The organism is Cyclobacterium xiamenense (assembly GCF_042140265.1).
Lineage (GTDB): Bacteria > Bacteroidota > Bacteroidia > Cytophagales > Cyclobacteriaceae > Cyclobacterium > Cyclobacterium xiamenense_A.
Window position 1 is genome coordinate 5,642,555 of the sequence record NZ_CP159481.1, and the last position, 12,828, is coordinate 5,655,382.

Here is a 12,828-nt window from a genome sequence, read left to right on the forward strand (position 1 = left end):
TGCTTTTATTTACTAAAATCAAGAAAAAATTTCCACTATCTTTTTGCCGTACGCCGGCAATGAAAAATTTTTCAAAACACGATTCCTTGCATTTAACCCTATTGTTTTAATTTGGTTTTTATCCTCAATCAGTTTTCCGACGATTTCTGCAGCGCTTTTGGCATCGTCCCAGGGAATATGAAAGCCTGTCGTTCCATGGGTAATCATTTCCAACGCTCCACCATGGCCCGTCGCCACTACCGGTTTTGCTGCCGCCATCGCTTCAAGAACCACCGTCGGAAAGGGATCCGGTAAAATGGAGGGGAGAATAAAAATATCCATGGTAGCAAGCGCCGGAGAAATATCCTTTTTAAACCCCAGATTGTGTATCCTATGTCTATACTCCTTTTCCAATATCTTTTGCTCTAACCCTTCGTACAGGTATTCTTCGCCTGGAAACGCATCTCCTACCAAAACAAAATGTAAATTTAAAAACTTTTTATCTAATTCTTCCGAAATAGCGAGAAAGTATGATTGCCCTTTCCAGTTATTGACTCTTCCCACCATCCCAATCACGCAGGCCTCTTGTGGAATAGCCATCGATTCTCTCAAATCATCCCTGACGTAAAGATACGGATTATAATCTATCCCATTATACACCAAATGGAGTTTATTCTTGTCAATGTACTTTCCCCAGTGCGCTTGCACCGCTCCGGAAACCACGATAACTTTATCCGCAGCATGCTGGACGATTCTTCCCATGAGCCTGGAAAACCAGGCAGGATTACCAATGATCTCGTGCAGGTGCCATATATGGAAATATCCCTTCTTTCGGGCGAGAAGCGCCCCTACCCAAACGGCGGCGGTATTGGAATAAATATGGGTAATGCTCATTTCCTCCGCCAACGCAGCCAGCCTCCTATATGCCGAAAACAGGACCTTTGCCCGATTGAACAGCCCACCGGCATTGAAATACTTTCTCCGGATAATGCCCAACTTGATGAATACGACCCGTACCCCTTCTTCTTGAGCTCAGTGGCCAATGGACCCTCCTCAGACAAAACCACCACCAGTTCGGCACCGCTATTTTTTAATATGCCGGCAGTCAGTAAAAATATTTTGCTCGCACCGTATAAATCTGACGAACCGTGAAGCATCATTACCCTCGAGTTTTCTAAGATCATGGACTGGGAGTTAGGGGGATTGGTTTTTTCTCAGTAGATAAAAAGCACCCAGGTGACCTCCGTGATTGGTGAATTCCACCTGTACCTCATCGGAATAGCCGGCAAATAAGGCAAATAATTTCTCCGGAGCATAATGGTTCATTTGCATGACGGGCTCCCGGCAAAACCTGCGGTGCTTCAGGGAAGAATACAAAAAATTATAGAGCGGAAAATGGGTCCTGAGGTAAAAATGAGCATATACAGACTTCGGCAGGCAATGTCCATAGGTAACCTGCACCTGAAAAATACCCCCGGTACGGGTATGGTCCAGCAGTTCCCGCAACAGGTGCATGCCTTGCCTGGGTTCGATGTGTTGAAATACAATGTACGAATTGACAAAATCAAATTCAGGAATGCCCTCAAGACTATCCCCGTTGTAAGTCGCAAAACGTAGGTGATCCATTGCCAGTGCCCTTGCGTGGGCCTTCGCCCGGGCAATAATGTCTTCGGAAATATCCAGCCCCCATACTTCCTTACCCGTCATACGGGCAAAAGGTATAGCCAGCCTTCCCACGCCACAGCCAAAGTCCAGGATGCTTCCATCGGCGATGTCCAGACCAAACTTCTTCTGGATCCTATTCCTGCTTTGTTCGGCGAAAGCCGCTCCGGTATCAAAAAATTCCTCTAACACCCGTTCGGAAAGGTGTTTCATGCGAAATTTCTCCTCCGACAATACCCCATAGTAGGGGTCGTTTTTTCCCCATTCCTTCCAGTGTTTAGACGATTCGGATTTCATTCCTTATTTCTGCGTTTAAGAATCCTGGCCGGATTTCCTCCCACCACGCTGTAGGGAGGGACATTTTTCGTCACGATACTCCCTGCTGCCACCACGGATCCTTTCCCCACCGTAACTCCCGCCAATATCACCGCATGCGAAGCAATCCAGCAATCGTCCTCAATCTTGACGAACGAGCGCCGCACCCCCTGCTCGATCATGGGCTGATCCATGGATTCGAAGACATGGTTTTCGGAATAAATACTGACCCGAGGGGATATCATGACATTATCGCCGATTTCTATGTACCCGGAACAACCAATATATGCAAACGGTCCAATGCTGGAATTATTTCCAACGCGCAGGCCCTCACCGGGTGTTCCCCCATACAGATTGGTCGGCCGAATCAGCGCAAAACTACCCACGGTCACTTTATCACCAAAGACGATTCCTTTGTTGGAAAGGCAATTGATCTCGCAATGATCCTGTGCCACAAAATTACTTCCCACACGAAAATAACCCGCCTGCCGGACGGTAACTCCTTTGCCAATCAGCAGCATTCCCCGGGCCGATTTTATCCGCCACCGAAGCCCCAAACCACGGAGCCACCAGATCACCATTCTAGCCAACACCGAAAACGCAGACAAGCGGTCCCAACCGGGACCAAAGCGGTCTGAAAAATCCATCCCGGAAATCTTCGTGATCAGCTTTCCCAACCTAGTCGCCATGCAAAAGTCTGTTAAAATATGACTGCAAAGATAGAAAAAACTTTTCGCCGCTATACGCCCGCAGCCGATTGCGGCCTGCGGATACCAAACTCAACCTCAGATCCGGTTCGCTTGCCAACCGCCCCATGGCTGCTGCAAAGGCTTCTGGCGCGTAGGAATCGCAGCACAGCACCCCGTCCCCTCCGACCTCCTTTAACGCACCCTGAGGCCCAACGATGACCGGTACATCAAAGGAAAATGCTTCCAGAACCGGTAACCCAAACCCTTCATTTTTGGATGGAAACACATAGCCCAGCGCAAAACGGAAATACTTGTTCAACTCCTCCTTGTGCAGATAGCCGGGCAAAATCACTTGTTCCTCCAGGCCGAGACGCGTGATTTCCCGAACGACATCGTCGTAGGCATCCAACGTAGGCCTTGGTCCACGCTCTCCGACCAATACCAACCTAAATTTTTCACCGTAATTTTCTACGAACACCGAAAATGCCTGTACCAGGGTCACGAGATTTTTTCGGTGCTCCATCACACCCACATGCAGAAAATACGGGTAAGCGACCGGAGAAAATTCGGCGGTTGATTCCTGCCGCCCGGAAAGGGCATCCATGCCGGTGGGGATGGCCGTTATGGGATGGGATGTTTTCAGAAAGATCTGAATGCGATTTTTAGCGTACTCGCTGACGGTAAGTATCCGTGCACCGCTCCAAATTCCAACAGCCAAATACCCCAGGTAAATTTTCCGCCACAACGGGTGATAGTGCTCCGGGCTTTCCCAGAAAAACGCATCGTGTATCACCACCACCCGCTTCCCTACTGACCAAAGCGGGGGAAGGATATCCGGACAAAAGACAAGATCGGACCCACACCGAATACTTTTCAGGGGAAGCAGCCACATTTTATGCAGAAAATACCAACCCTGAAACAACCAATTTTTCCACCGGGGTGTCTTGCCTTTAAAAAAGGTACTTTTTCTGATTTTCTGCGGAGAGGGATAGACCACGAATTGAAATTCGGTACCCTCATAGGCAGCAACTTGTGCAAGCAGGCTATCGATGTAGGTTTTTATTCCGGTCTGAGCGAGGTGGAGGTAAAAAACATCCACCAGTATTCGTGCGGGCCTGCGTTTCATCAAGGAGCAGAAAGATGGGAAGAAGTTTTAATGGAAGGCATTAGACGGTTGTACACCGAAAGACTGTAGCCAATCGCCCACCAGGATACCAGCGATACGTAGGCATAAAGTTCGGCATTTGCGGTAAACAAGGGAAGCAACAAGCCAAATTTGGTACTGGCAGCCACAAATGCGACCCGAGCTTCGGAGACATTTTCTGTGTACCTGAACACCTGAAGGGATTTAAAGATACCAAGGCCCAATGCCGCGATGTACAGAAGCATTCCGAAAACACCCAATTGCACCCCGTAGATCAAAAACTGGTTTTCACCCCCTACCCGCACATCGTCCTCGACGCTGCCAGTATTCCCACTCATGGCGAGGCCGATACCTTCCGGATTTGCAACCATGGCATCCAGGGCCAGAAACCACTCCACCAAATGGCCCACACTGGAGGCATTTTGGAAGGTGAGGGTATCGTACACAAAGAAATAAAATTCCTCGGAAGCAAAATACAATACGTAGCCGGTAAACCCAATCAGCAGGGCAAGCCCCAGAAGCAACAGACGGTATAGTCTGAAAACCAAAGCTATAAAGAACAGCATGACAAAGAAAGCACCAAAAGCCGCTCGTGAGGCAGAAAAAAGAGGCTGCCGATCGCCGCCAGCATTACAATCAGGTAAAACAGGCTTTCTTCCCTTTTTTTGGTCAGAAACCAGATCAAGCCCGTCGCAAAAGCCAGCAAACTGGAACTTGCCATTTCCAGTGGGTCGGAGAAAAACGAAGCCAGGCGCATACCGGTAGTCTGGGTTTCAAAGGTCCAGGAAAGCCCATAGTTACCGGAAGGCTCAATCCCGTTGACCGCAAAATTAAACAGGGCATAACCGGTCCATTGTTGAAAATGCACCCCCATTACTGTTTCCAGGCAATTTAAGCCAAACGCACCCACAGCGATGAGCATGACAAAACCGAATATCCGGTCCAATTGATCAGCTGCCAACCGGGTATTTCGCCCGAGAAAGTAAAATGCACCAATCAACAAGGTGTTTTTTAAGTATAGCAACTTATTCACAAACAGGGCTTCTCCGAGGGGCAAAAAAACATAAAGCGTAGCCAGGCCAAAGAATGTCAGCAGCACCAGGTCTACCGAATTTAAGCGAAATGGATAGTTCCAAAAATCTCTCTGGTACAGGAAAAAGGCCAGCAATGAAAGAAGCAGCAGCAGTTCTTTCAGAAATTGAAAAAATACCACCACGATCTCGGATCCCGTGGCCTGATATACGATGCTCAGTATCGCAATGTAAAAAGGCAGATACAGGATCATAAAGACGATGATAAACTCCCACTTCCCCTGAAATACTACCTTTTTGACAGTGACTACTACCAGGACTGACACGTAGATAAGAACCAAAAAAAACAGGATCGCACCAATCATTTCGTTTCGTTTATTGGAAATCGTACTCCATCCACTATGCCGCTGAGCACGGCATTTCGCTTCGCCTTCCTGCCTCTCAGGCTGAAATACCCCATAAAAAAGACAAATTTTATCAGGTGGAACGGCCAGGACAACCAACTTTTTGGATCCCTTCCGTATTTCCTCAAGTGAAACAACTGGTTGCGAACGTTCAGGTAATGAATCCTGGGGTCCAGGAACCCCTCCTTTCCGGCTTGTTTGGTTTTGGAAGCGGCACCGGCCTCATGGAAAATAACCGATTCCGGAATCACTTTCAACTCATACCCCTGTTTTCTAATCCTGAGCGACCAATCCACGTCTTCAAAATAGGCAAAATATCGCTCGTCTAACAACCCAACTTTTTCCAGCAAGGAAGTCCGAACCAGGAAAGCGCAACCCGTGATCCAGTCCGTCGAATAAGGTTTCCACTCCGATACACTTCGGACAGTTTGGGAAATCCCCAGCCAGGACAGGTATTTGCCGCCTGCATTCCAGACAAGGGTTTTATTGTGAAGATAGTAAATCAAGGGCTGAACCGCTCCCACCTCGGGATGCCTGTTTATTTCCGCCCAGAGTGGTTTCCAAAACCCCGGGCTCACTTCGGTATCGTTATTTAAAAGCATGACATAGGCGTACCCTTGCGCCCGGGCAGCCCGTATCCCCGTATTGTTGCCCCCGGTAAACCCCGTATTGACGGATTTGCGGATAAGCTGAACACGTGGAAAATTCCGCTGAATTTCGTCCGCTGATCCGTCTTCCGAGCCGTTATCCACCACAATGACGTGTTCCAAGGCAAAGCCGGAACGCCGTATTGATTCCAAACAAGGCCGGGTATAGGCCCAGCCATTCCAATTAAGAAGTACGATGGCGACGGAAGAGTCCACGGTAATAATTGGTTAAAATCTGCGGTTGGCTTTTCCACAACAAGAACGAGGTAAACAGGTACACCACCAGTTCGGTAGACAGCAGGGCAACCGCCAATCCCGGACTTCCAAAATAGCTGGTTAACACAACGGATGCGGCCAGCATGTACAGTCCAAACCCCCAGGTGGAGTGAAATAAAATCTTCTTCCGGTCGGTTACGAGAATGATCAGCATATTGCCAATGTTAAGTCCGGCAAAAAAGGGTAAAAAAGCAAGAATCTTTAAAATGAGGACTGCACCCTCCAAATTGTCTCCTGCCACCAACTGAATGATCCCGGAGGCGAAAACATAAACCAACGTACTGACTCCGGCGCCCAATACCAAGGAGGCCCATTGGACCTTGGATACGAAGGCATAAAAACCGTTGGTATCGGAATAGAAAAGAATGCTGGCCCGCGGATAGGCTGCCTGGGTGATCAGGGTAGGCGCAATGCGCAATACCATTGCTACCCGCTCCGCCATCCCGTACAGACCTAATACTTCCGCTGTGGCGAAAAAGCTTAAGACAATCACCCCGCCATTGACGGCGAGATGTGCGGTCATCCCAGAAAAAAACAGCAATACATTGTCTTTCCAGGATTGCCAAATCACAGCAAATCTTGGCCACTGAAAGCGGATTTTCAAAGCAAAATGAATGTACAGCAGCAGGCCACTATTTGCAAGAAAGGCCGTGCCACCTAGAAAAAAGTTTGCCAGATAGCTTTGCGATGGGTCAGTTACCAATCCAAGTATCAACCCAAGATACATTAGCTTGGCGAAAACATTTGCCAGGGATGCCCAGTGAAGACTTTCCTTTCCTTGAAAAAACCAAACGGTAGTGGTCGCTTCACTCAACACCAATAGCGAGGACCAAGCCAAAATAACCCAGTAGTCTCGAAAAAAACCGAAACCCAGTCCGAGAACAAAAATGGCGGCCAGTGCAAGTAACGCAAGCAGGCATTTGCTTCCGATCACTTCGGAAAAAGCCTCGCTTGCTTGCTGCGAATCGGCTTTGCTAAGGGCAATGCTTCTCGGGCCGCTCAGGTTGTACCCGTAACTTACCAGCACATTGAAGGCCAAAATAACCGAAAAGGAGAGGTTTACCAAGCCAAACTCGGCCACACCAATGGCGCGGATAAGTACAGGCATGGCCAGCAGTGAAATAAGGATATTGGAGGATTGGATCAGGAAAAGAAAACCAAAATTCCTGACGGACTTATGCTGCAATAACTTAAAAAAGGGCAATCGCTGGATCATTTCACGCATGGCAGACCGGACAGGCTACTCCTGCTTCAAATGTCGACGAAACAAGGTCTGCAGGTACACGAATGCCAATCCGAGAAGAAAAAAAACAAACGCTCCGATTAGTATCCCGGTTGTTGGCTTTATTTCGGATCGCTCGAGCGGGTACCGTGGTCTATCGATGATCTGTATTAGTGGCGTATTGTTCCGGTGGTTGATTTTTGCAATTTCAAGATTGGTCACAATTTCCTCGTAAACGGCTCCGGATGCTTGTATGTCTATTTGCAAGCTTCTCGAGGCCACCATGCCCTCCTGTAGCAAGGGGTTGGGGTTGGGGTTTTTATCCTGAAAACGTGCCAGTTGCTGGATTTTTTCATCCAAAACACCACGCACACTATCCGCCTGCTGCTGCAGTACGGATAGATTTTCGGCGGTCTTTTTGGTTTTGGTTCGCAGATAAAAATCATTGACTGTTTCAACCAGCCGTTCGTTAAATCCCTTCGCAAATTCGGCGTCCTTGGAGGCGACGGTAACTTTGATGATGTTTAGCTTTCGATCGGGCTTATCTACCAGCAAATTCTCTTTGCGAATTTCCTTTACTATTTCCCGAAGTACACTGTCCTGCTGTACGGAAAACCTTTCCCTTGGAAGGCCGAAATCAAGAGAGGCGAAATCTACCTTTCGTTGCCATTTCTCTTCCAGTTCATGGAAGCGAATGTACCGTTCCACCAGCAATTGACTCTCGTCTGATGGGTCAAACGGCGCCAGCAATGTCTGAGAAAGCATCGCGTCGGATCGGTACAATTCCAGAATATTGTCTCCTTTAAACAAGCCACTTTCGGAACCGAGGGATCCCAGGTTGAGCCCCAACATCGAGGCAATCCCTGAAATATTTCCCAAGCCCCCCATGTCGGACTGTTCGAGTACAAAGGTAGTATCCGCGTGGTATACCGGTTTTCTTAGCAGCGATACGGTCCCACCCAACACGGCGCCTGCCAGTACCATTGCAGCCAGGAACCTCCATTTTCGAAGAAAGACGAAAAGCCATTGGTACAACCGTTCAACGAGTTCTCCGAAAGTTATTTTGTCGTCCAGAATATGTCGGTTTTGCTGTCGCATCAATTGAAGAGTTGAGTGATTACCAAAGCCAGGGTAGCCAGCCCGGTAGTAATTCCCACCAAATCACCCGGGCGAATGGGTACCTTTGGGCCCTTGGTCGGTACGATGATCTCCGAACCAGCTTCTACCTTTGGATAGACATTAAAAAGAATAAATTTTCTTGTTCTCGCCACTTTCCCATTCGCGTAGACCACGTAGGTGCTGCCCTTTTTCGCCCGCATCGCGAAGCCACCCGCCCGATTGATGTAGTAAGACATGGTCCGAAAATCTTCATGCCTGACGGTGGTGGGGTAGATCACGTCTCCTCGAAGACGTACGGTTTGCAATTGCCTCGGAATGCTCAGAATATCTCCTTCCTCAACGATCAAATCGTACTTGGAACCCGGATTAGCCAGGATGGCTTCCAAATCAATGGCAATTGCTTCGGTTTCCTTGATTTTTATTGGGGCAACGTTTTGCCTGGATTCCGAAATTTCATTCAGCAGGTTTTCCCTGGCTTGAATCACTCGATCTTCCAGGTCCGTACCCACGGAATCTGTGTTTTCAAAGAGGTACTCAGTTATGCGATCAATTAATTCCTGCTGCGATTCTGTCGGGTCCAGTTCTTCCCGATTGATCCGCTCCAAAATGTTAAGCAGGCTTCGTTCGTTACGCATGTCTTCCGATTCGGTTTTGTAGAATTCGGTTCGACGGATTAGCCGTGCGCCTTTGGCATAGGCAAAAGCCGTCAGACCTCCGGCACGATCGACCAGGTCTGAGATTCTCTCTTCGGCATGCCGAATGGCGAAGGTTCCCGGGGAATTCACCTGCCCTTCGATACTGGCCATTCGCTCTAGGCCGAAATTGGTTTTTCTTCGCACAGTCAGCTGATCGAAGGGCAGCAATTCAATGGGTGCTTCGGACACACTCAAATCCCGGGTTATCGGGATGGGGATGATTTGTGAAAACTCTCTCCCTGCAATATCGGAGGCCCGTCTGGCGAGTTCCACACTGGCTTCGGATGCTGCTTCCTTCAAGCCGCCTGCCAGTAAGATAAGGTCTTGTGGAGTCATCTCCTCGGAGTAGGGATAGGTACCCGGACGAACTACTTCTCCGGCAATTTTTACATATTGTTCTTCCCGGAGCTCGTAGATAGAGGGAACACGCACCAGGTCTTCCCGCTTAAGCGGTACATCCGCTTCCCTGCCACTCCGGATTTCCTCGAGGTTTACCTGCAGCATGCGAGTGCTCAGATCTTCGTTTGTACGCAAAATTTGTACCCGCTTGGCATATGCTTCTCCCCGAAGTCCTTCTGCCTTTTCCAACAATTGTGTCAGGGTCAACCCTTCCTGGTAGGCATAATTGCCCGGCCGATAAACAGCTCCTTTGATTTGAATCCGGTTTGTATAACGGTCCAATACCTCCCCCACCTGGTAGCGATCGCCTCCCTTAACCAAAAACATGTGAAACTGATCGTTGTAAATATCCGAAACCGCTTTTTGTTTTTCGGTAATCCGTTCGACATTCACCCGATCCCTGAATGCCTGATCGGTAAATCCACCAGCAAAGGACAGTACATCTGCAAAGGTCTCTCCGTCTTTCACTTCAAATATTTTCGGTCGTTTGACAGCACCCTCCACGGTAACCCTTCCCAGGTAGGGAGGCACCAATATCATGTCCTGATCCTTCAGCATGTCGTTCATACTGGGATCTCCTTTGGTCAGAAAATCATAAATATCGATTTCTGCAATTTCATTGCCCTCGCGGATCAACCGCACCTGCCTCATGCTACCGTTTTCGTTGGGTCCTCCGGCAGCATACAATGCATTGAACACTGAGCTGAAGGCACTGAGGGTAAAGGTGCCGGGCAGCCGGACTTCTCCGACCAGATGTACCTTGATGGTTCGGACATTTCCCAGGTTTAGCTGTAAAAAAGTCGTGGGTCGATTTCCTTTAAGTCCGGTATAAAACGTGGAAAGCCTGTTCCTGATCACGTTCGTGGCTTCCTCCAGCGTCAATCCTGAAACGGAAATGGGCCCGATATTTTCCAGAATTAATTGCCCTTCCGGGCTTACCGCTGCTTCGTAGTATCGCTCCGATTGCCCATAAATATCAATGTACACTTCGTCTCCAGGCCCCAGGATGTACGTCCTTGGGGTAGCCATATTTACACTAGGCTCAAAGGTCAACCGCCTGTTTTTACTGTAAAAAAGGTCCATTCCAAATATAGCCTGTTCTTCCACCTCGACTTCTCCTGCCTCTCCCGGGGCTGGTAGGATCCCTCGGGTAATTTCGTTGAAGTCGAGCTGCCTGCGTGGTTCTCTTTTTGAGATACTGGCTCCGGCACGATTGGTACCCGACAAACCAAAAACCATCCCCTCCAACCTTTCTTTCAATTTTTCTATTTCAGAAGCCGGCACCCCCCTTATCTGCGCCATTTGTAGCAACTCTGCTTCCGAAAGTCCCGCCTCCATGGCCCGATTCATCAATACCTGAAGTTGTTGATCCGACAAATCATCCACGTCCAGGGAAGAGATATCCTGCAACGATTGCGCCTGCAGCAGGAACGGTAGCAAAAGGATCATTCCAATAAAAAATATTCGGTGCGGATTTAGATGCCTAAAACAACTCATGCGGGTAATATTATCGTGGATACACAGCTTCGCCAGGTTACCCACAGACGTACAACGTCGGGGTATTCCGGCTTGGATTCAAAATAATCCGTAAAGCGAGCGTAAAGATACGTATTCCTTTCTTTTTGAAGCGGGTGTTTGCCGATTAAAGCAGGAGAGAAAATGCATGCTGCCACTTTTCCTGAGAGGAGAAACGCGGAATCCTTCCCCTCACAGGATTGGCCGCGAAATTCCGGATAAAAAAAAACAGGCGCCAATTTGGCGCCTGTTTTCTCACAAAAAACCCAATATCCAATTTATGGTACCAATACTTCGTCTATGACGTGTATGACCCCGTTCGTCGCATGCACGTTAAGCAGAGAAGGAACCAGTCCGGAACTATTGATCTCAAGATCGGCCAGATTTACGGTTAACTCTTCTCCCGTAAGCAATGTGGGCAGATTTGCTCCTTCTCGTAAATCCTGAGAAAATGCTCTTGCCGGTACTACATGGTATGTAAGTACGGAGGTCAAGGTCTCTAGCGGAATATCCTCGTATCCATCCACTTCCAGCGTAGTATATAGGGCCTCAAACGCTGCGTCGGTAGGTGCGAAAACTGTCAGGTTATCGTCTGCTCCACCGCTCACTGCATCGACCAGATTGGCTCTCGTCAGCGCACCTACCAATTGAGTAAACTCTGGAGTTGCAGCCTGCGTGAATCCTACGGCAATTTCAGCAATGGATTGTGTGGGCGGAGTGATCACGTAATCTATTACGTGAATGATACCATTGTCAGCCATGATGTCTGTATCCACCACTTTGGTATTTCCATTGATCCATACCTCACCGTCAGGGTCAATGCTCACGTAAAAAGAAGGTCCTGCAAGGGTGGGTACACCTCCAGCGGCGACCGCTGAGGCTGGAACCTCGCCCTGTACCACATGGTAGCTTAAAATGTCCGCCAGGTCAGGCGATTGAAGCAATTGCTCGGCGGTTAATCCATTATCGGTTAGGTAGGCTTCGAATGCAGCATCGGTCGGTGCAAAAACGGTGAACGGCCCCTGCTCCAGCAAGGCTTCGTCCAAATCTGCACCCAAAACAGCTGCAAGTAGGGTGGAGAAATCGCTGTTGCCCATAACAATGTCTGCGATTGTATTGGTCTCTTCTTCAGGCATGAGTACGCCGTCGATCACGTGAATGACGCCGTTCGCCGCATCAATATCTTCCGTGACAACTGTAATTCCATCGTTGATCGTGATTACGTCTCCATTGACCATCACATCCAGGTTGAATCCTTCCAGCAGGGTGGGTACTTCTCCGGTCGCTACCTGATTGGACATCACTCTGCCGTCGACCACGTGATACAAGAGTATATCTGTAAGTTGATCAACGGGAACCGCATTGATGTCCGTAATTCCCGCATCGATGAATGCCTGATTGGTAGGCGCGAAAACGGTGAACGGACCGGCAGCGCTAAGTGCGTCAACCAAGTCTGCCCGCTGTATGGCCGCTACCAGTGTAGAAAACTGAACATTCCCAGAAGCCACATCAATAATATCCTCCGGCTCCGGTGGCATGGGAGCGGGTTCGTCGTCTGAGCAACCGAACGAAAATAAGACCATAGCCGCAACGAGCAGGCTCATTAATTTTCGTGCATTCTTTAAGTGTAGTTCCATAATAAATATTGGTTTAGTTTAAACGTTAAACAGCTTGTAAACAACTAACCTATCGGATAGTTTAGTATTTAAAAATAAAAAGTGAATTTTTGTC

General features: G+C 48.6%; 11 protein-coding genes. All 11 read right to left on the bottom strand.

The genetic code is table 11. From position 1 onward, the window contains the following. Positions 1-18: 18 nt before the first annotated feature. On the bottom strand, positions 19-975 hold the full coding sequence (locus tag ABWH99_RS23160) for a glycosyltransferase family 4 protein (RefSeq protein ID WP_375584142.1): 957 nt from the start codon (positions 973-975) through the stop codon (positions 19-21). Positions 976-1,173: 198 nt separating this feature from the next. Further along, a complete protein-coding gene (locus tag ABWH99_RS23165; RefSeq protein ID WP_375584143.1) occupies positions 1,174-1,938 on the bottom strand; it encodes a class I SAM-dependent methyltransferase in 765 nt (254 codons plus the stop codon). Next, complete coding sequence (locus ABWH99_RS23170) at positions 1,935-2,645, bottom strand: acyltransferase (RefSeq protein ID WP_375584144.1); 711 nt, start codon at positions 2,643-2,645, stop codon at positions 1,935-1,937. The genes ABWH99_RS23165 and ABWH99_RS23170 overlap by 4 nt, the downstream gene beginning before the upstream one ends. After that, positions 2,635-3,771 carry a glycosyltransferase family 4 protein gene (locus ABWH99_RS23175; protein ID WP_375584145.1) on the bottom strand — a complete coding sequence of 379 codons (1,137 nt, stop codon included), beginning with the start codon at positions 3,769-3,771 and terminating at the stop codon, positions 2,635-2,637. Before ABWH99_RS23175 ends, ABWH99_RS23170 begins: the two co-directional genes overlap by 11 nt. Continuing rightward, a complete protein-coding gene (locus ABWH99_RS23180; RefSeq protein ID WP_375584146.1) occupies positions 3,771-4,355 on the bottom strand; it encodes a hypothetical protein in 585 nt (194 codons plus the stop codon). Before ABWH99_RS23180 ends, ABWH99_RS23175 begins: the two co-directional genes overlap by 1 nt. Further along, the gene (locus ABWH99_RS23185; RefSeq protein ID WP_375584147.1) at positions 4,340-5,185 is read right to left on the bottom strand and encodes a hypothetical protein; all 846 of its coding nucleotides are present in this window, start codon (positions 5,183-5,185) and stop codon (positions 4,340-4,342) included. Before ABWH99_RS23185 ends, ABWH99_RS23180 begins: the two co-directional genes overlap by 16 nt. After that, positions 5,182-6,087 (bottom strand): glycosyltransferase family 2 protein, encoded by a 906-nt coding sequence (locus tag ABWH99_RS23190; RefSeq protein ID WP_375584148.1) that lies wholly within the window; start codon positions 6,085-6,087, stop codon positions 5,182-5,184. Before ABWH99_RS23190 ends, ABWH99_RS23185 begins: the two co-directional genes overlap by 4 nt. Then, the gene (locus ABWH99_RS23195) at positions 6,056-7,372 is read right to left on the bottom strand and encodes an oligosaccharide flippase family protein (RefSeq protein ID WP_375584149.1); all 1,317 of its coding nucleotides are present in this window, start codon (positions 7,370-7,372) and stop codon (positions 6,056-6,058) included. Before ABWH99_RS23195 ends, ABWH99_RS23190 begins: the two co-directional genes overlap by 32 nt. A 15-nt stretch (positions 7,373-7,387) precedes the next feature. Next, positions 7,388-8,467, bottom strand: coding sequence for an exopolysaccharide biosynthesis protein (locus tag ABWH99_RS23200; RefSeq protein WP_375584150.1), 1,080 nt, complete (start codon positions 8,465-8,467; stop codon positions 7,388-7,390). Continuing rightward, positions 8,467-11,031 (bottom strand): SLBB domain-containing protein, encoded by a 2,565-nt coding sequence (locus ABWH99_RS23205; protein ID WP_375584151.1) that lies wholly within the window; start codon positions 11,029-11,031, stop codon positions 8,467-8,469. The genes ABWH99_RS23200 and ABWH99_RS23205 overlap by 1 nt, the downstream gene beginning before the upstream one ends. Before the next feature lie 344 nt (positions 11,032-11,375). After that, a complete protein-coding gene (locus ABWH99_RS23210) occupies positions 11,376-12,734 on the bottom strand; it encodes a fasciclin domain-containing protein (protein ID WP_375584152.1) in 1,359 nt (452 codons plus the stop codon). Between the last annotated feature and the right edge of the window lie 94 nt (positions 12,735-12,828).

Coding starts and splice junctions, on each gene's coding strand:
- ABWH99_RS23165 (WP_375584143.1), bottom strand. CDS start 1,938: ATGAAATCCGAATCGTCTAAACACTGGAAGGAATGGGGAAAAAACGAC.
- ABWH99_RS23170 (WP_375584144.1), bottom strand. CDS start 2,645: ATGGCGACTAGGTTGGGAAAGCTGATCACGAAGATTTCCGGGATGGAT.
- ABWH99_RS23175 (WP_375584145.1), bottom strand. CDS start 3,771: ATGAAACGCAGGCCCGCACGAATACTGGTGGATGTTTTTTACCTCCAC.
- ABWH99_RS23180 (WP_375584146.1), bottom strand. CDS start 4,355: ATGCTGTTCTTTATAGCTTTGGTTTTCAGACTATACCGTCTGTTGCTT.
- ABWH99_RS23185 (WP_375584147.1), bottom strand. CDS start 5,185: ATGATTGGTGCGATCCTGTTTTTTTTGGTTCTTATCTACGTGTCAGTC.
- ABWH99_RS23195 (WP_375584149.1), bottom strand. CDS start 7,372: ATGCGTGAAATGATCCAGCGATTGCCCTTTTTTAAGTTATTGCAGCAT.
- ABWH99_RS23200 (WP_375584150.1), bottom strand. CDS start 8,467: ATGCGACAGCAAAACCGACATATTCTGGACGACAAAATAACTTTCGGA.
- ABWH99_RS23205 (WP_375584151.1), bottom strand. CDS start 11,031: ATGATCCTTTTGCTACCGTTCCTGCTGCAGGCGCAATCGTTGCAGGAT.
- ABWH99_RS23210 (WP_375584152.1), bottom strand. CDS start 12,734: ATGGAACTACACTTAAAGAATGCACGAAAATTAATGAGCCTGCTCGTT.